18 protein-coding genes are annotated in these 18,624 nt (G+C 73.1%); 6 read left to right on the top strand and 12 right to left on the bottom strand.

Features of this window, described 5'->3' with window-relative positions; all coding sequences use genetic code 11:
• Nucleotides 1–116: 116 nt before the first annotated feature.
• The 4 genes from SCNRRL3882_RS29660 to SCNRRL3882_RS29645 all read right to left on the bottom strand — a co-directional run bounded on the left by SCNRRL3882_RS29660 (nucleotide 117) and on the right by SCNRRL3882_RS29645 (nucleotide 3,253).
• Nucleotides 117–800, bottom strand: coding sequence for a response regulator (locus SCNRRL3882_RS29660; protein WP_010037212.1), 684 nt, complete (start codon nucleotides 798–800; stop codon nucleotides 117–119).
• The gene (locus SCNRRL3882_RS29655) at nucleotides 797–2,014 is read right to left on the bottom strand and encodes a sensor histidine kinase (RefSeq protein ID WP_029180979.1); all 1,218 of its coding nucleotides are present in this window, start codon (nucleotides 2,012–2,014) and stop codon (nucleotides 797–799) included. The genes SCNRRL3882_RS29660 and SCNRRL3882_RS29655 overlap by 4 nt, the downstream gene beginning before the upstream one ends.
• A gap of 151 nt (nucleotides 2,015–2,165) precedes the next feature.
• Nucleotides 2,166–2,444: a PspA-associated protein PspAA gene (pspAA, locus tag SCNRRL3882_RS29650; RefSeq protein WP_010037210.1), complete on the bottom strand. Its 279-nt coding sequence runs from the start codon at nucleotides 2,442–2,444 to the stop codon at nucleotides 2,166–2,168.
• Between the two features lie 23 nt (nucleotides 2,445–2,467).
• A complete protein-coding gene (locus SCNRRL3882_RS29645; RefSeq protein WP_078602781.1) occupies nucleotides 2,468–3,253 on the bottom strand; it encodes a PspA/IM30 family protein in 786 nt (261 codons plus the stop codon).
• A gap of 337 nt (nucleotides 3,254–3,590) precedes the next feature.
• On the opposite strand from SCNRRL3882_RS29645, the gene SCNRRL3882_RS29640 reads away from it, so the two are divergent.
• Together SCNRRL3882_RS29640 and SCNRRL3882_RS29635 are read left to right on the top strand one after the other, a co-directional pair.
• The gene (locus tag SCNRRL3882_RS29640; RefSeq protein ID WP_010037204.1) at nucleotides 3,591–4,190 is read left to right on the top strand and encodes a DUF3043 domain-containing protein; all 600 of its coding nucleotides are present in this window, start codon (nucleotides 3,591–3,593) and stop codon (nucleotides 4,188–4,190) included.
• An 83-nt stretch (nucleotides 4,191–4,273) separates the two neighbouring features.
• Nucleotides 4,274–4,975: a class I SAM-dependent methyltransferase gene (locus SCNRRL3882_RS29635; RefSeq protein ID WP_010037202.1), complete on the top strand. Its 702-nt coding sequence runs from the start codon at nucleotides 4,274–4,276 to the stop codon at nucleotides 4,973–4,975.
• 60 nt (nucleotides 4,976–5,035) lie between these two features.
• On the opposite strand, the gene SCNRRL3882_RS29630 is transcribed toward SCNRRL3882_RS29635, so the two are convergent.
• On the bottom strand, nucleotides 5,036–5,248 hold the full coding sequence (locus tag SCNRRL3882_RS29630; RefSeq protein ID WP_010037201.1) for a hypothetical protein: 213 nt from the start codon (nucleotides 5,246–5,248) through the stop codon (nucleotides 5,036–5,038).
• Nucleotides 5,249–5,474: 226 nt separating this feature from the next.
• Between SCNRRL3882_RS29630 and SCNRRL3882_RS29625 the strand changes: the two genes are divergently transcribed.
• Nucleotides 5,475–6,674, top strand: a complete 1,200-nt coding sequence (locus tag SCNRRL3882_RS29625) for a bifunctional adenosylcobinamide kinase/adenosylcobinamide-phosphate guanylyltransferase (protein WP_010037200.1) — start codon at nucleotides 5,475–5,477, stop codon at nucleotides 6,672–6,674.
• 131 nt (nucleotides 6,675–6,805) lie between these two features.
• Here the strand turns inward: SCNRRL3882_RS29625 and SCNRRL3882_RS29620 are convergent, their stop codons facing one another.
• The gene (locus tag SCNRRL3882_RS29620; protein ID WP_010037198.1) at nucleotides 6,806–7,852 is read right to left on the bottom strand and encodes a class I SAM-dependent methyltransferase; all 1,047 of its coding nucleotides are present in this window, start codon (nucleotides 7,850–7,852) and stop codon (nucleotides 6,806–6,808) included.
• Nucleotides 7,853–8,022: 170 nt separating this feature from the next.
• Between SCNRRL3882_RS29620 and cobT the strand changes: the two genes are divergently transcribed.
• A complete protein-coding gene (gene cobT, locus SCNRRL3882_RS29615) occupies nucleotides 8,023–9,132 on the top strand; it encodes a nicotinate-nucleotide--dimethylbenzimidazole phosphoribosyltransferase (protein ID WP_010037194.1) in 1,110 nt (369 codons plus the stop codon).
• Nucleotides 9,133–9,922: 790 nt separating this feature from the next.
• On the opposite strand, the gene SCNRRL3882_RS29605 is transcribed toward cobT, so the two are convergent.
• Nucleotides 9,923–10,687: a hypothetical protein gene (locus SCNRRL3882_RS29605; protein WP_029180978.1), complete on the bottom strand. Its 765-nt coding sequence runs from the start codon at nucleotides 10,685–10,687 to the stop codon at nucleotides 9,923–9,925.
• 60 nt (nucleotides 10,688–10,747) lie between these two features.
• Here SCNRRL3882_RS29605 and SCNRRL3882_RS29600 point away from each other — a divergent pair, with 60 nt between their 5' ends.
• On the top strand, nucleotides 10,748–11,530 hold the full coding sequence (locus SCNRRL3882_RS29600) for an adenosylcobinamide-GDP ribazoletransferase (RefSeq protein WP_010037189.1): 783 nt from the start codon (nucleotides 10,748–10,750) through the stop codon (nucleotides 11,528–11,530).
• 124 nt (nucleotides 11,531–11,654) lie between these two features.
• Complete coding sequence (locus tag SCNRRL3882_RS41950; RefSeq protein WP_010037186.1) at nucleotides 11,655–11,855, top strand: hypothetical protein; 201 nt, start codon at nucleotides 11,655–11,657, stop codon at nucleotides 11,853–11,855.
• 78 nt (nucleotides 11,856–11,933) lie between these two features.
• Here SCNRRL3882_RS41950 and SCNRRL3882_RS29590 read toward each other — a convergent pair whose 3' ends face one another.
• The 5 genes from SCNRRL3882_RS29590 to SCNRRL3882_RS29570 all read right to left on the bottom strand — a co-directional run bounded on the left by SCNRRL3882_RS29590 (nucleotide 11,934) and on the right by SCNRRL3882_RS29570 (nucleotide 18,606).
• Entirely contained in the window at nucleotides 11,934–12,710 is a 777-nt protein-coding gene (locus SCNRRL3882_RS29590; RefSeq protein ID WP_010037184.1) for an endo alpha-1,4 polygalactosaminidase, read from the bottom strand.
• Complete coding sequence (locus SCNRRL3882_RS29585; RefSeq protein WP_010037181.1) at nucleotides 12,707–13,366, bottom strand: spherulation-specific family 4 protein; 660 nt, start codon at nucleotides 13,364–13,366, stop codon at nucleotides 12,707–12,709. The genes SCNRRL3882_RS29590 and SCNRRL3882_RS29585 overlap by 4 nt, the downstream gene beginning before the upstream one ends.
• Nucleotides 13,363–14,877 carry a hypothetical protein gene (locus tag SCNRRL3882_RS29580; RefSeq protein ID WP_010037179.1) on the bottom strand — a complete coding sequence of 505 codons (1,515 nt, stop codon included), beginning with the start codon at nucleotides 14,875–14,877 and terminating at the stop codon, nucleotides 13,363–13,365. Before SCNRRL3882_RS29580 ends, SCNRRL3882_RS29585 begins: the two co-directional genes overlap by 4 nt.
• Entirely contained in the window at nucleotides 14,874–16,424 is a 1,551-nt protein-coding gene (gene pelF / locus SCNRRL3882_RS29575) for a GT4 family glycosyltransferase PelF (RefSeq protein ID WP_050810202.1), read from the bottom strand. The genes SCNRRL3882_RS29580 and pelF overlap by 4 nt, the downstream gene beginning before the upstream one ends.
• A 148-nt stretch (nucleotides 16,425–16,572) precedes the next feature.
• Entirely contained in the window at nucleotides 16,573–18,606 is a 2,034-nt protein-coding gene (locus tag SCNRRL3882_RS29570; protein WP_029180977.1) for a hypothetical protein, read from the bottom strand.
• Between the last annotated feature and the right edge of the window lie 18 nt (nucleotides 18,607–18,624).

Raw genomic sequence — 18,624 nt, 5'->3', positions numbered from 1 at the left:
CGCACAGATGAGCGCCCGCCCTTACACCCTGGGCCATGCGGGAGGGCCGATTCGTAGGCCCCAGGTCCATTTCCTTATCCGGCGCATACTCCCGCCGCAGTACGCCCGGCTGGAACTCACTCCACCCTTGGACGGACCAGGCCGGATTCGTACGCGATGACCACGAGCTGGGCCCGGTCCCGGGCGCCCAGCTTGGCCATGGCCCGGTTGACGTGCGTCTTCACCGTCAGCGGGCTGACCTCCAGCCGCTCGGCGATCTCGTCGTTGGAGTGACCGCCGGCGACCTGGACCAGCACCTCGCGCTCCCGGACGGTGAGTGAGTCGAGCCGCTCGCCGCGGGCCGGGTCGCGGTCGTCGTCGGCCGGGTCCTCCTGGGCGAGGAAGCGGGAGATCAGACCCGTGGTGGCCGCCGGGGACAGCAGGGCCTGGCCGCCGGCCGCGATGCGGATGGCGTTCAGCAGTTCCTCGGGCTCTGCGCCCTTGCCGAGGAAGCCGGAGGCGCCCGCGCGCAGCGACCGCACGACGTAGTCGTCGACCTCGAACGTCGTCAGGATGACCACGCGGACGTCGGCGAGGTCCGGGTCGGCGCTGATCATGCGGGTCGCCGCGAGACCGTCGGTGCCGGGCATCCGGATGTCCATGAGGACGACGTCGGCGCGCTGCTCCTTCGTCAGCCGTACCGCCTCCGCTCCGTCGGAGGCCTCGCCCACCACCTCCATGTCGGGCTCGGAGTCGACGAGCACACGAAAGGCGCTGCGGAGCAGCGCCTGGTCGTCGGCGAGCAGGACACGGATCGTCATGCGGGGTCCTCCCCGGGGGTGCGGTTCTTGACCGGCAGGATCGCATGGACACGGAAGCCGCCGCCGTAGCGGGGACCGGTGGTGAGGGTGCCGCGCAGGGCGGTGACGCGTTCCCGCATGCCGAGCAGCCCGTGCCCGCCGCCGCTGCCCGGGTCCTCGTCCTCGCCGCTGCCGTCGTCCAGGACGGTGATCTCGATGTTCGGCCCGACCCGTACGACACTGACCTCTGCCTTGGCCTGGGGCCCGGCGTGCTTCTGCACGTTGGTGAGGGCCTCCTGGATGATCCGGTAGGCGGCCAGGTCGACGGCCGCGGGGAGGGCGGTGCCCTGGTCGGCGCGGGCGACCTCGATGTGCAGGCCGGCGTTGCGGAAGGTGCCGGTGAGTTCGTCGAGGCGGTCCAGGCCGGGGGCGGGTTCGGTGGGGGCCTCCGGGTCGCCGGACTGTCTCAGCAGTCCGACGGTGGCGCGGAGTTCGTTGAGTGCGGAACGGCTGGCCTCCCGGACGTGGGCGAGGGCCTCCTTGGCCTGGTCGGGCCGCTTGTCCATGACGTGCGCGGCGACGCCGGCCTGGACGTTGACCAGGGCGATGTGGTGGGCGACGACGTCGTGCAGGTCCCGGGCGATGCGCAGGCGCTCCTCGGCGACCCGGCGGCGGGCCTCCTCCTCGCGGGTGCGTTCGGCGCGTTCGGCGCGTTCGCGGATGGCCTGGACGAAGGCGCGGCGGCTGCGGACGGCGTCGCCGGCGGTGGCGCCGATGCCCGTCCAGGCGAAGATCGCGAGGTTCTCCTGGGCGTACCAGGGCAGGCCGCCGGCGGCCATGGCGGAGCCGGTCAGCACGGTCATGGTGAGCAGGCCGACCCGCCAGGTGGTGGGGCGGTCGGTGGTGGAGGCGACGGTGTACAGGGCGATGACCGCGGACATGGCGACGGGGGCGCGGGGGTCGCCGGTGACGGACTCGACGACGGAGACGGTGCCGGTGAGGGCCAGGACCGTCATCGGGGCGCGACGGCGGAAGACCAGGGCGGCGGCGCCGAGGGTGATGAGGAGGAGGCTGAGGGTGTCGGGGGTGCGCAGGGCCCAGCTGACGCTGTCACGGTGGCGGGGCTCCACGAACGAGCCGGCGACCATGCAGGCCAGGACGGCTGCGGCCAGGACCGCGTCCATGGCCAGTGGGTGTGCCTTGGCCTGGCATTTCGCCCGCTGGAGGGTGCTCACGGGGGTTTACGGTAGCCGGGCTGGACGTCCGGGTGTGAGGTGCCCGGCGTGGGGGCTGGGGGCGGGGCGACTGCGCAACCCGGCGCTGCGGGGTGCCGCCGCGCCCACCCGTGCCGCCCCAGGCGGCACGAATGCCCGCCGTTACGCAGCTTCAGCCCGGAATCAACCCGTCGTCGCTCAGCAGCTCCCGGACCTCCTCGAGTGTCGCGTCCGGGGACGGGAGGATCAGTTCCGATGGTTCCAGGGAGTCGTCGGGCAAGGGTTCGCCCAGGTCTCGGACCCTGGTCAGCAGGGCCTGGAGGGTGCGGCGGAAGCCGGGGCCGTCGCCGTTCTCCATTTCCGCCAGGAGCTCGTCGTCCAGCTTGTTCAGTTCGGTGAGGTGGCCGTCGGCCAGCCTCACCTGGCCCTCCCCCATGATCCGTACGATCATGTCGCCCTCCTAGGCGTGGGCCCCTACTGCTTGTCGAAGCGCGGGGTGTCCTGCGGCTGCTGCTGGGACTGCTGCCGGCCCGTGCCACCTTCGAGGGCCTGCTGCCCACTGCTCGAGCCTCCGGCCAGCTCGGCCTTCATCCGCTGCAGTTCCAGCTCTACATCCGTACCACCGGAGAGCCGGTCCAGCTCGGCCTGGATGTCGTCCTTGTGCATGCCGGACTGGTCGTCGAGGGCACCGGAGGCGAGCAGCTCGTCGATCGCGCCGGCGCGGGCCTGGAGCTGGGCCGTCTTGTCCTCGGCGCGCTGGATCGCCAGGCCGACGTCGCCCATCTCCTCGGAGATGCCGGAGAAGGCCTCGCCGATCCGGGTCTGCGCCTGGGCCGCCGTGTACGTCGCCTTGATCGTCTCCTTCTTCGTGCGGAAGGCGTCGACCTTGGCCTGGAGCCGCTGGGCCGCGAGGGTGAGCTTCTCCTCCTCGCCCTGGAGCGTCGCGTGCTGCGTCTCCAGGTCGGTCACCTGCTGCTGGAGGGCGGCACGGCGGGAGAGCGCTTCGCGGGCCAGGTCCTCACGGCCCAGCGCGAGCGCCTTGCGACCCTGGTCCTCCAGCTTGGTGGACTGGGACTGCAACTGGTTCAGCTGGAGTTCCAGTCGCTTGCGTGAGGTCGCCACGTCGGCGACGCCGCGGCGGACCTTCTGGAGCAGCTCCAGCTGCTTCTGGTACGAGTAATCGAGGGTCTCGCGCGGGTCCTCGGCCCGGTCAAGGGCCTTGTTCGCCTTCGCGCGGAAGATCATCCCCATACGCTTCATGACACCGCTCATGGGCTTCGCGCGCCCCCTTCTGACCGACTCCGGCTCCAGCACCTGCGACAGAACCCACAGTACGGGCCCTGCATCCATTACCGCACTGTTCGGGGACGGATGCGCTCATCCCCAAGGACGACTGAGCACGCTCCCACTCCGGCGTAGGGAGTAGGTGATCCCCGGGGTTACGGGGGGTACCCCCGGTAACCTGAGCCGTACCTCCCGGGGAACGACCGGGTGCGTACACAACGTCCCCTCTGTCCCCTTACAGACGACTGGTGTTGCCGGATCGTTCCCCACGCGACTGGGGTCCATGCCCGGGAAGCCCTTACCCTTGGGTTTTGTGTTCCGTAGCCGTGCGAAGGATGAGAAGGCCCAGGCAGCCGACAAGGCGCCGGTGAACTTCTCCAAGCAGCCCCGCGACCCGCAGGCCCCGAAGGGCAGGCCCACGCCCAAGCGCAGTGAGGCCCAGTCCCAGCGCCGCAGCGTCGCCAACACGTCGATGACGCGGAAGGAGGCCGCCAAGCGCCAGCGCGAGGAGCGTCGTGCCGCGCTGGAGCGGCAGCGCCAGGCGCTGGCGAGCGGCGACGAGCGGTACCTGCCCGCGCGTGACAAGGGACCGGTCCGCCGGTTCGCGCGCGACTTCGTCGACTCGCGGTTCAACATCGCGGAGTTCTTCCTGCCGATGGCCGTGGTCATCCTCGTGCTCAGCATGGTGCGGGTGGCCGCGCTCCAGAACATCGCGCTGCTGCTGTGGCTCGTGGTGATCGTGCTGATCGTGCTCGACTCGTTCGTCTCGGCGTTCCGCCTGAAGAAGCAGCTCAACGAGCGCTTCGCGGGTGAGAACCGGCGCGGCGCGGTCGCCTACGCCCTGATGCGCTCTCTCCAGATGCGCCGGCTCCGGCTGCCGAAGCCGCAGGTCAAGCGTGGAGAGCGGCCCTGACCGCCACGTCGTTCTCCGGGGGTGCGGCGGATGCCTGGCTGGACAAGCTGGGCGGGCTGCGCGATGTCGTCCGGCAGGAGCTGGTGGCCCGCCAGCTGGACGAGCAGATAGTCGGGCGGTTCCCGGTCGGGCAGCGGCTGCGGGTGCTCGACGTGGGCATGGGCCAGGGCACGCAGGCGCTGCGGCTGGCCCGGGCCGGGCACCAGGTGACCGGTCTTGAGCAGGACGCGAAGATGATCGCCGTGGCCCGGGAGTCCCTCGCCGGGGAACCGGAGGGCATCCGGGAGCGGATGCGGATCATCGAGGGCGACGGCCGGGACACCGGCGTGCACTTCCTGCCGGGCAGTTTCGACGTGGTGCTGTGCCACGGCGTCCTGATGTACGTGGAGGAGCCCGACCCGCTACTGGCGGGCCTGGCCCGGATGCTCGCGCCGGGCGGGCTGCTGTCCCTGCTCGTGCGCAACGGGGACGCGCTCGCGATCCGGCCGGGGCTGTCCGGCGACTGGGCGGGCGCGCTGGCCGCCTTCGACACGGTCTCCTACCGCAACCGGCTGGGGCTCGACGTACGGGCCGACCGGCTGAAGGACCTGACGGCGACGCTCGCCGGGATCGGGGCGCCGCTGCACGCCTGGTACGGGGTGCGCGTGTTCACCGACACGGCGGCGGACGGTGCCGAGGTCCCGGCCGACGGGGAGACGCTGCTCGCGGTGGAGGAGAAGGCCGGGCGGACGGATCCGTACCGCGGGGTGGCGGCGCTGCTGCACCTGTGCGGCGTGCGCGGCTGAAACACCCCGCCACACCCCGCCCCCAGGGGTGGGCGGGGGCCGTCGGCCCCCGCCCAGGGCTCACGCGTCGGCCGCGTGCAGGCTCATCGGCCCGTAGATCTCCGTGGCGTCCTCGAACAGCCGCACCTGGTCGGCGCCGCCTTCCAGCAGGGCCTTCCAGTGCTCCCCGATCCAGGACTCGGCGTCCCCCTGGGTGGGGAACTCCTCCGGCGGCACCGCGGGCTGGACCTCCGTCCCGTCGGTCTTCTCGAACCGCCACGTCCATGCCGCCATGTACGCCTCCCATGTGTGTTGAGCACACTGCACAGCGAAAAGCCGGATCTTGGTCCGGCTCCTGACCAGAGCCTATGCGCTCCGCTGGGTGGGGCGTTATAGGCGGTCCGGGAGTGCGGGTGGTTGGGCGTGTGCGGATCTTCGTGGGCTTGTCGCGCAGGTCCCCGCGCCCCTACCGGGGCGTCTCCAGCACGCATGACGCATTGCGGCGGGTGAGAATCGGGGCGTGGAACTGACTCTGCTCGGCACCGGCGCCCCCGCGGGACTCCCCCGCCCCGACTGTCCCTGCGCGGCCTGTTCGGCTGCCCTCGGCCCCGACGCGCGGGCGGCCACCGCGCTGCTCCTGGACGGGGCGCTGCTGCTCGACCTGACGCCCGGGGCCGCGTTCGCGGCGGCGCGGGCGGGCCGTTCCCTGACCGGCGTACGGCAGGTGCTGTTGTCGCACCCGCACGACGGGCCGGCGGTCGAGGTGCCGGCCGGGCTGCCGCAGCCCGGACGGGTGCCGGACGGGCGGGAGTTGACGCTGCTGACGGGGCACCGGGTGCGGGCGGTGCCGATGGACGCGCCGGGCACGGGGTACGCGGTGACCGGGCCGGAGGGGCAGCGGCTGCTGTACCTGCCGCCGGGCGGGGCGCCGGCGGGGCTGGAGGAGCCGGCCGAGTCGTACGACATGGTGCTCGCGGACGTCGTGGGGCGCCCGGACGCGCTGGCGAAGCTGCGGGCGGTGGGGGCGGTGGGGCCGACGACCGATGTGGTCGCCGTCCATCTGGACCACGACGTGCCGCCCGGGCCCGAGCTCGGGCGGCGGCTCGCGGCGGCCGGGGCGCGGGCCGTGCCGGACGGGACGACGCTGGTGGTGGGGGCGTACGAGGACGTGCCGGACGTGCCGCGGCGGACGCTGGTGCTGGGCGGTGCGCGGTCGGGCAAGTCGGTGGAGGCCGAACGGAGGCTGGAGGCCTTTCCGGACGTGCTGTACGTGGCGACGGGCGGGTCGCGGAACGGGGACACCGAGTGGTCGGCGCGGGTGTCCGCGCATCGCGAGCGGCGGCCGGGGTCGTGGCGGACGGTCGAGACGTGCGATCTGGTGCCGTTGCTGGCGGAGGACGGGCCGCCGTTGCTCATCGACTGTCTGTCGTTGTGGCTGACGGATGCGATGGACGCCGTGGGGGCTTGGGACGACGCGGTGTGGGCGGAGCGGGGGGAGAAGGCGTTGCGGGAGCGGGTGCGGGAGTTGACGGAGGCGGTGCGTTCGACTCGGCGGACCGTTGTCGCCGTGTCGAACGAGGTGGGGTCGGGGATCGTGCCGTCGACGGCGTCGGGGCGGCGGTACCGGGATGAACTCGGGCGGTTGAACGCGGGGTTCGCGGACGAGTGCGAGCATGTTCTGTTGGTGGTGGCGGGGCAGGCTGTGGTGCTGCGGGGGTGAAGGGTGCGCGGCGTCCGGGCTGTGGCCGGGTGGGTGCGCAGCTCGGCGCGACGAGGTGCCGCTGCGCCCACCCGTGCCGCCTGGGGGCACCCCCTGCTCGAAGAGCTTGGGGGAGGCACGACTGCCCGCAGCTAAGTGGGTTTGTTGGCAATCAAGCGGTAAGTGTTCGCGAATCGGGTGCGGCGGGCTACGGGGGCCAGGACGTGGTCCGCTACCGCTGCCAGGGCCACCAGGGGGATTCCCGCTCGGAGCAGGGCCTCTCGGAGGTGTTGACGGGCCAGGGGCGGGGGGATCGCTCGCCACGGGGTGTCGGGGGCGGGGAGGACGTGGGAGAGCGCCAGGGCCGTGGCGCCCGCGAGGTCGTGGGGGATGTGGACGGGGCGGTGGTCCAGGAAGGCGATCGTGCAGCCGGCCGCCTCCAGTTCGGCACGGAGGTTCTGCGGGGGGAGCAGGTGCAGATGGCGGGGCTGGTCGTAGGCGAGCCACCAGCGGCCCAGTAGCGCGGCGAACAGGCTGCGGGGGCTCAGGGTCTCGATGAGCAGGTGGCCGCCGGGGCGCAGGACGTCGAGGGCGGCGTGGAGTTCCGCGCGGGGGTCGGGGGTGCCCTCCAGGTGGTGGAGCATGCTGACCACGTCGTAGCGGCCGCGCAGGGGAGCCGAGATCCGGGGGTCCGTCAGGCGGCCCACATGGGCCTCCTCGACGCGGTCGGCGGCGCGGGCGCGCACCACGCGCGGGGTGGGGTCCAGGCCGTCGAACGCGGTGTAGGGGAAGAACTCCCGGGCCGTCATGGGGAAACGGGCGTGGCCGGTGCCCACGTCCAGCCAGCTCTCCGGCTCCCCGAACCGCAGCATCGCGCGGGCGGCCGAGCGGTGGCGGGGCCGGCTGCCGCGCAGGGCGAGGAGGGTGTCGGCCGCGACGTCCCGGGGCGTTCCGCGGGCCGTCCGGTGGTAGAGCGCGAGGCCTTCGGAGGTGAGGCGGGGGTTCTGGAAGGTGTGGCGGCAGTCGCGGCACTCGTCGACGGTGAAGCTGCCCGGCTTGTACTGCCGCAGGTCACCGGTGCGCAGCCGGTTCCGCAGCCGGGTGGAGCCGCACCAGGGGCAGTCCGCGCGGCGCGGCTCGTGGACCCGAGTGGTCGCTTGGGAGGTGAGGGGTGCCGAGGGGGCGGGACGTGCGGGCATGGGCGGCTCCCGGGCGCGAGGGCGTACGCAGGGACGTCCGTCGAACCACGTATGACAATCCGCTGCAAAACGGAACGTATGGGATGCCCATCTCGGGTGCAACGACGTCGCCGCCGCGGAGTCGCGATGTGGCGCCGTGCCGTTCGACCGGTGCCGGTACTGTTCGGCGAATGAGCTCGCTTAATCTCGACGACTTCACCGATCTGATCGAGCGTCCGGACGGCGGGGTGCGCCGTGACGCCGAGGCGCGCCGGGAACGGCAGATCGTGCCGCCCGGGTCGCTGGGCCGCCTGGACGACCTGGGTGAGTGGCTGGCGGCGGCGCAGTCCGCCGTGCCGGTGCGGCCGATCGAACGGCCGCGGGTGGTGCTCTTCGCCGGTGACCACGGCGTCGCCGAACTGGGCGTCTCCGCGCGGCCGGCGGGCGGCGCCGGGCAGCTGGTGCGCGAGGTGCTGGAGGGCGGCCGGCCCGTGTCGGTGCTGGCGCGGCGGCTGGGCGTGCCGGTGCGGATCGTCGACATGGCCCTGGACTGCGACCCCGAGTCCCTGCCCGAGGACGTCGTACGGCACCGGGTGCGGCGTGGCAGCGGGCGCATCGACATCGAGGACGCGCTGACCCTGGAGGAGGCCGAGGCGGCGTTCCGGGCCGGGGTCGCGGTGGCCGACGAGGAGGCCGACTCCGGTACGGATCTGGTGGTGCTCGGCGATGTGAGCGTCGGCGGGACCACGGCGGCCGGCGTGCTGGTCGCGGCGCTGTGCGGGGTCGACGCGTCGGTCGTCACCGGCCGGGGCGGGCTGGCGATCGACGACCTGGCGTGGATGCGCAAGTGCGCGGCGATCCGCGACGCGCTGCGCCGCGCCCGGCCGGTGCTCGGGGACCAGTTGCAACTGCTGGCGGCGGTGGGCGGGGCCGACCTCGCCGCCATGACGGGCTTCCTGCTCCAGAGCGCGGTGCGGAAGCTGCCGGTGGTGCTCGACGGGGTCGTGACGGCCGCGTGCGCGCTGGTCGGGCAGCGGATCGCGTTCCGGGCACCGGACTGGTGGCTGGCCGCGCACGACAGCGGCGAGCCCGGGCAGGCCAAGGCGCTGGACCGGATGGCCCTGGAGCCGCTGCTGACCCAGGGCGTGACCGTCGGCGAGGGCGCGGGCGGCCTGCTCGCACTGCCCCTGGTGCAGGCGGCGGCCGCGCTGGCGGCGGAGCTGCCCGAGAAGCCGAAGGAGTCCGAGGAGCCGGAGAGCCCCGAGGCGTCCGGGGCCTCCGGGGTTCCCACCGAGCAGTAGCGTTCCGGGAGATCCAGGTCACGCACACCTGGCTCAACTTCGTCCCGTTCCGGTCGGTCTTCGCGTGTGGTGCCGGTTTGACTGAGCCACAGGCACCGCGCACACCCGCTGACGTACCGACATCCGGACGAGGACGACCCGATGACCACGCTCGCCCGCTGGGCTCGTGCCGAATGGGGGCCGCTGTACACGGCCGTGCGCGGGCCGCTGCGGGAGCGGCGCCTGCGGGCCGTGCCGATGGCGGTGGCGGCCGTGTGTCTCACGGCCGCGCTGCACTTGGTGCACAACGAGGCGTGGGGCTACCGGTTCGTGCAGGACATCGGGGCGGTACGGGCCGAGGACCCGCTGTGGCTCGCGCTCCTGCGGACGCCGCTGTCGCTGTTCGTGCCCGCGCTGGACCTGCCGGTGTGGGGCGCGCTGGTGCAGATCCTGCTGGTGTTCGGCGTCGCGGAGCTCTGCCTGGGCCGGCGGCGGGCGCTGTTCATCGCGTACGTCGCGACGCTCGCGGGCACGCTGTACGCCCGTCTGGGCATCTGGCTGGGCCCGGACGCCCCGCTCGGCCTGCCCGCCTCGGACGCGCTGGTCGTGGACACCGGGCCGTCGGCGGCCGTGGTGGGACTGGCCGTCTACCTGGGATGCCGCTACCGCGCGTACGTCACGGCGGGGGCGGTGATCGTGGCGATGGTGGCCGAGGTCGCCGTGAAGGAGAACCTGGCGGGCAAGGAGCACCTGGCGGCGATCGCGGCCGTGCTGGTGGTGTGCGCGGTCGGCGCGGTGCGCCGGCGGCGGGTCAGTGGTGTTCGAGGGACCGGGTCGGCTGGGGATCGGGCGCGCCGCCGATCCAGTCCTGGAACGCGCGCCGGGGGCCCAGCCAGCGCCGGTCGTGGTGGTAGGCCCGCAGGCCGGACTTGGCGCGGGCGCGGGGCCGGCGCCGGTAGAAGCGCTTGGCCCAGTAGGAGCCGGGGCGGGCCAGCCGTACGGCGCCGATCAGGGCGATGACGGGGACGATCACGCCGAAGACCGCGAGGCGGGTCTTGCCCTTGAACAGGGCGATGAGGGCGAAGACGAAGTTCACCACGATGTTCACGATCACGGCGGCGCGGTTCTGCTGCTGGTCGTCCGAGAGGTCGTTGACACCCAGGGGCGAGAAGCCGATCAGGAGCAGTCCGACGAGGGAGGCGGTGAGGACGACCATCTCGACGCTCTTGCGGCCGGCCTCGGTCCAGTAGACGTCGGCCAGGTGCAGGACCAGGGCGAACTCGTCGAGGACGAGGCCCGCCCCGATGCCGAAGATCACCGCGCTCAGCCCCGAGCCGAAGCCGTGCTGGCCACCGGCGACCGCGCCGAAGCCGCCGGCGATCGTCAGGATGACCCCGGGGACCACGTGGTGGACGTGGACTCCGCTGCTGCTGCTGACGTTGCGGAAGGGGCCCTTGCCCGCGCGGATGAGGCGGGTGATGCCCCGGGTGATCAGGAAGGTCAGCACGAAGGAGACGAGGGCGAGGAGCAGCGGCAGCTTGCCGGGTTCGATGATGTTCCGCTCCAGCCATCCCATATGTGAACTTTATCCTCGGCCACCGCATCCGCTCTTCTGACCGGCGGGTAGCCTGCGCCGGTGCCCAGAACCTCGCCGCTCGACGCTCTCCGCTTCTCCTTCGGCACCCTCACGGTGTTCCCGGTCCGGGTGACCCGGTGGGACCGGGAGGCCGCGCGCGGCGGCATGCTGTGCGCTCCGCTGGCCGGGCTCGCGGTCGGTGCCGCTGCCGCCGCCGTCGGGCTGGGGCTGCTGTTCCTCGGTGCGGGGGGACCGCTCGCCGCCGTGGCCACCGTCGCCGTCCCCGCCGTCCTGACCCGGGGGCTGCACCTCGACGGGCTCGCGGACACCGCCGACGGCCTGGGCAGCGGCAAGCCCGCCGAGGACGCCCTGCGGATCATGAAGCAGTCGGACATCGGGCCGTTCGGGGTCCTCACCCTCGTCCTCGCCCTGCTCGCGCAGGTCGCCGCGCTCGCCCAGGCCTACGACGCCTCCTGGGCCCGGGGCGCGTGCGCCGCCGTCGTCTCCGCGACGGTCGCCCGGCTGGCCCTGACCCTCGCGGCCCGGGCCCGGGTGCCCGCGGCGCGGCCGGAGGGGCTGGGCGCGGCGGTGGCGGGTGTGGTGCCGGTGCGCGGAGCGCTGCTCGCCGGCGTCGCCGTCACGGGCGCGGCGGCAGCGGTCGCCGCCGTCTTCGGGCCGTACGACGTCGCCCGTACCGTGCTCGCGGTCCTGCTCTCGCTGGCCGCCGCCGAAGCGCTCCTGCGGCACTGTACGCGCCGCTTCGGCGGGATCACCGGGGACGTGTTCGGCGGCCTCGCCGAGACGGCGGCGACCACGGCGCTGGTCGTCCTGGCGCTGGGCTGAGCCGGACTTCTGTCACCGGGCGGAAACGATCTCCTCGTCCCCCTCCTGCCCGGACCGCCCAGCCGCTGGCTTCCTGCCCCGGAACACACAAGTGATCGGGGGACGTTCATGCCGAAGCTGCGCCGTGCCGCCACGGCGCTCGCCGCGCTCCGTGTTCCTCTACCAGTGGGTGTGTCCGGCCCTGGCCGGGAGGACGATCGGCAAGGCCCTGGTCGGGCTGAAGGTCACCCCGAACCTGCCGCGCGGGGTCAGGGCCGCGCGGCGGGCCGCCGTCACCACCGCGGCGGACGTCGCCGTGTACGCCGTGGCCTTTGTGCTGTGCTGAACGCGCTGCCGGTCCTGGCCCCCAGCCGGCGTTCCCTCGCCGACCCGGTGGCGGGCACGGCGGTCACCGGGCTCGGGCTCAGCACGCCCGCCGCCACGCCCCTAGTTCGTACTTCTTGAGCAGTGAGCTCAAGCGCAGGCGGCGGGACTCGGCGCAGAAGCGGCCGGTGGGCACCTCGTACTCGACGTGGAAGACCGCCTTGCCCGCCTCGACGAAGGGCTTCAGGGCCCCGCACTCGCCGTACTGGGCGCACTGTTCGTTGACCGCGAAGTCGAAGTCACCGACCAGCTCCGGGATCTGGTCCAGGTCGTTCTTCAGGCCGACGGCCAGACCCCGGTCGTGGGCCAGTCGGGCGATCAGGCGGTTGTAGCGGAGCTGGTCGGCGGCGGTCAGCGGGAAGCCCGTGTCGTTGCGGTAGCCGTCCATGTTGTCGGGCTCCACCGCGTCGAAGCCCTTGTCGCGGCACATGTCCAGACGGGCCGCCATGATCGGCTCCAGGACGTCGGTGCGGCGGATGTCGAGCCAGCGTTCGCCCTCCCAGCCGTTGCCCCGGCCGAGGACCGGCTTCGGGAACTTCTTCGCGTCCGGGCGGAACTCCTCCCAGGCGCCGGTGGACAGGTAGCAGATGACCTTGCGGTCCTCACGGTGCAGCCGGGCGACGGTGGCCTCGGAGTGGTCGAAGCCGTCGATGTCGTAGACCGGCACGTCGACGGAGGTGTCCAGCCGGCCGCTGAGCTGCCACTGCCAGGCGGTGCCGGGGCGCGGCTGCCAGCGGGGGCCGGGCTTGTCGTCGGGGCCCTGGGTACAGCCCGCGAGCAGCAGGACGAGCAGGGCGGCGAGCAGGGGGCTTCTCACGGGGCGTTCTCCGGGTTGTGCAGGGTGTACGGCAGTGTGCCCCAGGGATGATCTCCGGTTCCGGGCACCGCGCAGTGCACCGCCGCGCCCCTCTCCCGCGCCAGGACCTCGGGGTCTGCGCCGGGCGGCACGCCGTACACCAGGTGGCACAGCCGTACCCCGCTGTCGCCGGGCCGGGGCTGGGGAGGCAGGGCGCGGTAGGACGCCCAGGTGCCCTCGAAGGTGACGAGGACGTCGGCGATGCGGGCGTAGCAGGGGTGCGGTGCCGTGCCGTGGTTGAGGACGAGGGTGCCGCAGCCGACGCCCCAGGCGGCGACGGCCAGCTTCTGGTAGTGCTCGAACTGCTCGGGCCCGGAGGGGACCTGGTCGAGGAAGGCGCCGTCGGTGCCGTACCAGTCGCGGTGCCGGGTGAGGTCACGGAGGACGTCCGGGGCGGCGCGGCGGCCGTAGTCGGTGTCGGTGTACCCGAGCACCCGGACACCCGCCGCCTTCAACCGGGCGGCGACCCCGGCGAAGGCCTCGTCGGGGCGGTCGCCGGGGCCGCTGGCCGGGTTGAGGACGACCCCGTAGAGGCGGGGCGCTGCCGCGACGATCGCGTCCCATTCGGCGGGGCGGGCGGACGGGTGCTCGTAGTAGGGGACCAGGAGAGTGTTCATCGGTGGGCGGTTGCCCTTCCCAGCAGGGCGCACACCAGGGCTGCCTGGACGATGGCCGCCGTGCCGTAGACGGCCGCACCGGCCAGGTGCGGATCGCCGGTGCGGGTGGCGAGGAGCAGGGTCTGGGCGAGCGCCGCGGCGCAGCACACCGCCGTAGCGCCGGTCACCGCGCCGAACGACTGGAGCAGCAGGCCCGTCCACAGGACCACGCCCAGCAGGAGCAGTCCGGCCAGCCGGACGCCGCCCGGGACCGGGGAGTGCGGCCACAGGGCGGAGACGGCCAGGCTCAGCGCGAGCAGCGCGGCGAGATAGGCGGCCAGGCACTGGACGACCGTCGAGGCGGTGGTCCGCCGGAAGTCCCGGGCGGTGCCGCTGGAGCGCAGTCCGGCGAGGCTGTCGCTGCGGAAGCGGTACAGCAGCCACTCGGCGGGGCCCATGCTGAGGGTGAGTGCCACGGCGGCGGGCGCGGCGACCGCGCTGTGCTCCTCGCCGGCGAGGGCGTCGCCGAGCGCCGCGTACAGCACGAGGACGCCGGTGCCGAGCCCGAACAGCGCGTACGGCAGGGAGCCCGTGAGCCGGGGTCCGGCGGGGCGCCGGTGCGCGGGGGTCGTGCCGAACCCGCCGAAGGGCAGCAGGGCGACGAGGCCGGCGCTCCAGCCGTCCTCGCCCGGTTCCCTGAGGGCGGGCGCCACTTCGCGCAGCCCGAGCACCGCCACCGCCGCCAGGGAGCCCAGCAGCAGGGCCAGGCTCGCGGCCTCGGGCAGCGGGTCGACCAGGGACAGGACCGCGCCCATCGCCATGGGCGCCAGCGCGATGAGCAGAAGCCGTTCGCGGCCCATCACCAGCAGGACGGTCGCCGCCGCCAGGTAGCAGGACTGCCCGGCGGCGAAGGCGACCACGGCCGGGGCGGCGCCGCCCGCGCACGCCAGGGCGACCAGGGAGCCGAGCAGCGCGCCGGCCGGGGCGCCGACCAGCAGGGCGCGCCGGGCGGCCATCCGGTCGCCCAGCCCCAGCCAGGCGTACGCCCGGTGGGCGAGCCCCTGGTTCCACGTCCAGCCGCACAGAGCCCCGGCCAGGAGCGGGACCGTGCCCGCGGGGAGGCCGAAGTCGCCCGGGCCGGTGAACAGGGGTGCGCCGAGGACGTAGGCGAGGCCGGGCAGGGCGAAGACGACACCGCGCAGCAGACAACCGAGCAAGCCGATCCGCCAGGGGTCGTGGACCGGGCCGTCGGGCTCGGGGTAGCGGCGCTCGACGCGTTCGTAGAGGGTCTCGGCGAGCGCGAAGGAGTTCTTCACGCCGTACCGCCTGCGTATCTGGTCGTCGGAGAGGCCGTCGGACTCCAGCAGGGCGGCTATCTCGTCCGGGTGGACGGCCGCGGCTATGAAGTCCTCCAGGCGGACGGCGAGTTCGTCGACCGGGTCGGGCTGGGCCCAGCTGGGAGTGCGCTGCCGGGGAATACCCGGGAGGGTGTCCGGGCGGGAACCCGGGGGCAGCCAGACGCTTCCGCTCACCAGCCCGCCCCTCCCCCGGACTCCGTCCGGGGGGACCCCGATACCGCCGTGGACGCGTACCAGGGATCGCGCAGCTCCAGGGTCCAGTCGGCCACGGTCTCCACCGTCGGCTCGTACACCTCGTCCTCGCCCGCGAGTTCCTTGTAGATGGTGCGGAAGGCGTCCACCGAGCGGCGCAGCGTGAACCGGTCGATGACGCGCTGCCGCGACAACTGCCCCAGTTCGATGCGCCGTCGGTCGTCCTTGAGCAGGGCCAGCGCGGCGGCGGCCATCTTCTCCGGCTCGCGCGGCGGCACGACCAGACCCGTGTCGCCGACCGCCTCGCGCACTCCCCCGACGTCCGTCGACACCGTCGTACGGCCGCACGACATGGCCTCGATGATGGAGAAGGGGAAGCCCTCGGAGATCGACGACAGCATGACCAGGTGCCCGGCCGCATAGGCCCGCCAGACCTCGGTGATGCGGCCCTCGAAGGTCAGGCCGTCGGTCACGCCCAGTTCGGCCGCGAGCTTCTCCAGCCGGGTGCCGTAGGCCTCGCCGCCGGGCGGGACCGGGCCGAAGAGCCTCAGCCGGGTCGCCGGGATCTCGGCGCGCACCATCGCGTAGGCCCGGATGAGGGTCTCCAGGTCCTTGATGGGGTCGATCCGGCCGCACCAGGACAGGGTGGGGACCTCGGGCTCGGGTCCGGCGTGCGGGAAGGCGGCCGGGTCGACGCCGTTGTAGACCGTGCGGATCTTGTCGGCGTCGGCGCCGCCGCGCTCCTCCCACCGGCGGTTGTACTGGTTGCACGGCGTGATCAGGTCGGCGGCGCGGTAGCCGTAGGAGTTGAGCTCCCGGTAGAAGCCCAGCATGAAGGCCTTCACGGGCCAGCGCTGGGCGTCACGGCGGTAGCCGAGGTAGCGCTCGCGCAGGTAGATGCCGTGCTCGGTGAGCAGGAACGGCACACCGTCCAAATGGCGGGCGGCGAGCGCGGGCAGGGTCGCGAGGCCGCTGCTGACGGCGTGCGCGACGGAGTCCTCCGGGATACGGACGCCGAGCGGGCGCAGGGCGTGTTCCAGCAGGTCGGTCGCGGTCAGCGCGTCGTGCACGGTGGGGCGGGCGGCGGCCGTCGGCAGATGCGGCATCGTCCAGATCCACATGAGGGACCGCAGCGCCGACTCGGTGCGCAGCGCGGCCGACAGGCGTCCGTCGCGGGCGAGTCCGGCCAGCTCGTTCAGGGACTCGCCGAAGTCGGCGTGCGAGCCGGGGTCGAGGAAGGAGAGCAGGAAGCGCTCGTAGGTCTCGGTGAAGCGGCGACGGGCTCTGCCGTACGGCGGTCTCGGGCGGCCGGGGCGCGGGCCCCAGGTCGGGACGGTGGTGTGCCGGCAGACGTTGGGCGGCAGTTCCCAGGTGATGGGTTCGCGGCCGTTGCCGGTGAGCGAGACGAGGTGGAAGTCGACCTCGGGCATGCCCTTGACGAGCTGGTCGCACCAGGTGCTGACGCCGCCGTGGACGTGCGGGTAGGTGCCTTCCGTGAGCATGGTGACATGACGGCCTGTTCGCCTCATGCGGTGTTTCCCCCTGTGGTGCGGATGATGTGCGGGGAACTGCTTGCCCGGATGCCGAGTGCGGGATCGTGGTGGGCTGGTCGCGCCCCCGTGGCGGAGCCGCACATCACATGCGGCCCCGCGCCCCTGAGAAGAAGGGCGTTTCCCTCTACGGCAACTTCAAGGTGAGAGCCGACTGGAGTGCTGCCGGGGTGGTCCAGGCCGAGCGGGCTCCCGCGTACGGGGTGCCGAAGGCGGTCGTGCTGAGCAGGAGTTGCTGCTTCGTTCCCTCCGGCGCCGTCACCGGGATCTGCGTCCCGGACGGGGCGGTGACCGTGACCGTGTCGCCGATGCGGTACGCGGTCACGCGCCCGTTCGCCAGGGCGGTCTGCCAGGCGGCGCGGCGCTGCACCTCGGTGCCGATGGCGCTGTGCCGGGGGTTCTCCAGCGGGGTGTTGTCGGCGAACATCGCCCGGTAGTCGTCCAGCACCTTCTCCATGACCGGGTAGAGCAGCCGGTCCTCGGCCAGGTTGGACTGGTGCGCGTAGTGCGGCCGGGGGTCGCCCGCGAGGACGTGCCCGAGGGCGGTGCGCGCCTCCTGCGGAACGATGTGCCCGGCGTAGCCGGTGGCGGTGTCGAGGGGCTCGTCGAGGCAGGTCGAGGTGGGGTTGTCCTCGCAGACGCCGCTGCCGCCGTCGGCCCGCGAGGTGTAGACCCAGTTGTACTCGTCGGCCATCTCGGCCGCCGTACCCACGTTGTAGTACACGTTCATCGGGTGGCGGGGCACGGTCAGCGCGTTGCCGACCGCGCGCTGCTCGGGCTCGCGGGAGTTGTCCGAGGCGATCCACCTGACGCCGGTGTCGGCCAGCGCGCCGGCCAGGTTGGGGTTGTCGTCGGGCTGCTGGGGCAGTGTCTTCAGGCCCGAGTGCTCACCGGTGACCAGCTCGGTGCGGTCGACGGGCAGGCCCTTGTTCACCGCCCAGTCGTGGTTGTCGCGGATCTGCGCGGCGATCTCGGCGCGGCTCATGTACTTCGTCGAGCCGTCGGCGTTCTTCGCGCAGCTCCACGGGACGGCGGAGGTGTCCTGGACGCAGCCCAGGAAGGGGTGCGTGTAGGTGTGGTTGACCCAGCGGTACTGCGCCTTGTCGGCGAGCAGCCGGTCGGTCAGGGCGTCGGTCCCGCCGTGCTCGGTCTTCCACTCCTCGCCGGAGCCGGCGTTGTAGACCATGTCCATGGTGAAGCCGTGCTCGCGCTGCCACTGGGCGGCGTAGGCGGCGTCGTCCGCGGTCATGCGGATCGGGGTGGTGCCCTCGCCGTCGCCGCCCGCGCAGTCGAAGTCGCCCGGGGTGCAGTTGCGCACGGTGTCCCAGCGGCTGTCCGGGGCGAACACGTCGTCGACGTGCACGGCGAAGGAGTTGCGGATCTGCCCGAGGTGCACGCCCTGGGTGAGCCACTCGACGATGCCCCGGGCCAGCAGCCGGAACTGCTGCTGATTGCCGTTGTAGGCGAAGGTCACGACGAGTTCGCGGCGGCCGTCGTGGGCGTACTCGCCGACGAGGCTGCCGCGGCCGGATCCGCCGGGCACGGGGATGTCGACGTAGCTGGTGAAGCCGGCGCGGGGCCGGGCCACATAGCCGTAACTCTCCTGGACGGCGGGCGCGTTGTCCTCGAACCGGAACGCGCTGTCGAGGTAGCCGAACCAGCCCGCCTTCCCCGCCACGGTGACGGATGCCTCGCGCCCGTCAAGAGTGCCCGCCCAGCCACCCTCGCTGGTGTAGTCGAGGCCGACCTCCGGGTGCGCCCAGGTGTAGGCGTCGACCTGTGGGATGCCGTACGTCCGCTCGTACGTCTCCAGGGCGGCCTGTTCGGCGGAGCCCGCGCCGAACGGGGACTCGTTCGGCAGGACGACGCCCTGGTACTTGGCGCGGGGGCTGCCGTTCACCGTGTCGCTCAGGAACGACTCGGTGATCTTCGGGCGGCCGGTGTCGTTCAGGTCGATGGTCGTGTACGGGACGCCCGTGCTCCTCAGCTGGGCGGTGACGGCCCGGACGGGGCTGTCGCCGTTGTCCACCACCAGCACCTTCAGATCGATGCGGGCTTCCTCCGCGGCCGACGCCCCCGGCGCCACCGCCCCGGCCGTGATCACGCCCGCCGCCGTCACCGCGGCGGCCGTGCTTCTCCACCTGCGCGCACGCTGCGCCATGGTTCCTCCCCCAGAAGA

Source organism: Streptomyces chartreusis NRRL 3882 (assembly GCF_900236475.1).
GTDB lineage: Bacteria > Actinomycetota > Actinomycetes > Streptomycetales > Streptomycetaceae > Streptomyces > Streptomyces chartreusis_D.
Note: the sequence above shows the minus strand (reverse complement) of the source record. Positions and strands in the feature narration are given on the sequence as shown.

What these genes read in the sequence shown, in the direction of transcription:
- SCNRRL3882_RS29570 (WP_029180977.1), bottom strand. Translation starts at nt 18,606, where the DNA reads ATGGCGCAGCGTGCGCGCAGGTGGAGAAGCACGGCCGCCGCGGTGACG.
- SCNRRL3882_RS29630 (WP_010037201.1), bottom strand. Translation starts at nt 5,248, where the DNA reads ATGGCGGCATGGACGTGGCGGTTCGAGAAGACCGACGGGACGGAGGTC.
- pelF (WP_050810202.1), bottom strand. Translation starts at nt 16,424, where the DNA reads ATGAGGCGAACAGGCCGTCATGTCACCATGCTCACGGAAGGCACCTAC.
- SCNRRL3882_RS29620 (WP_010037198.1), bottom strand. Translation starts at nt 7,852, where the DNA reads ATGCCCGCACGTCCCGCCCCCTCGGCACCCCTCACCTCCCAAGCGACC.
- cobT (WP_010037194.1), top strand. Translation starts at nt 8,023, where the DNA reads ATGAGCTCGCTTAATCTCGACGACTTCACCGATCTGATCGAGCGTCCG.
- SCNRRL3882_RS29605 (WP_029180978.1), bottom strand. Translation starts at nt 10,687, where the DNA reads ATGGGATGGCTGGAGCGGAACATCATCGAACCCGGCAAGCTGCCGCTG.
- SCNRRL3882_RS29645 (WP_078602781.1), bottom strand. Translation starts at nt 3,253, where the DNA reads ATGAAGCGTATGGGGATGATCTTCCGCGCGAAGGCGAACAAGGCCCTT.
- SCNRRL3882_RS29660 (WP_010037212.1), bottom strand. Translation starts at nt 800, where the DNA reads ATGACGATCCGTGTCCTGCTCGCCGACGACCAGGCGCTGCTCCGCAGC.
- pspAA (WP_010037210.1), bottom strand. Translation starts at nt 2,444, where the DNA reads ATGATCGTACGGATCATGGGGGAGGGCCAGGTGAGGCTGGCCGACGGC.
- SCNRRL3882_RS29585 (WP_010037181.1), bottom strand. Translation starts at nt 13,366, where the DNA reads ATGAACACTCTCCTGGTCCCCTACTACGAGCACCCGTCCGCCCGCCCC.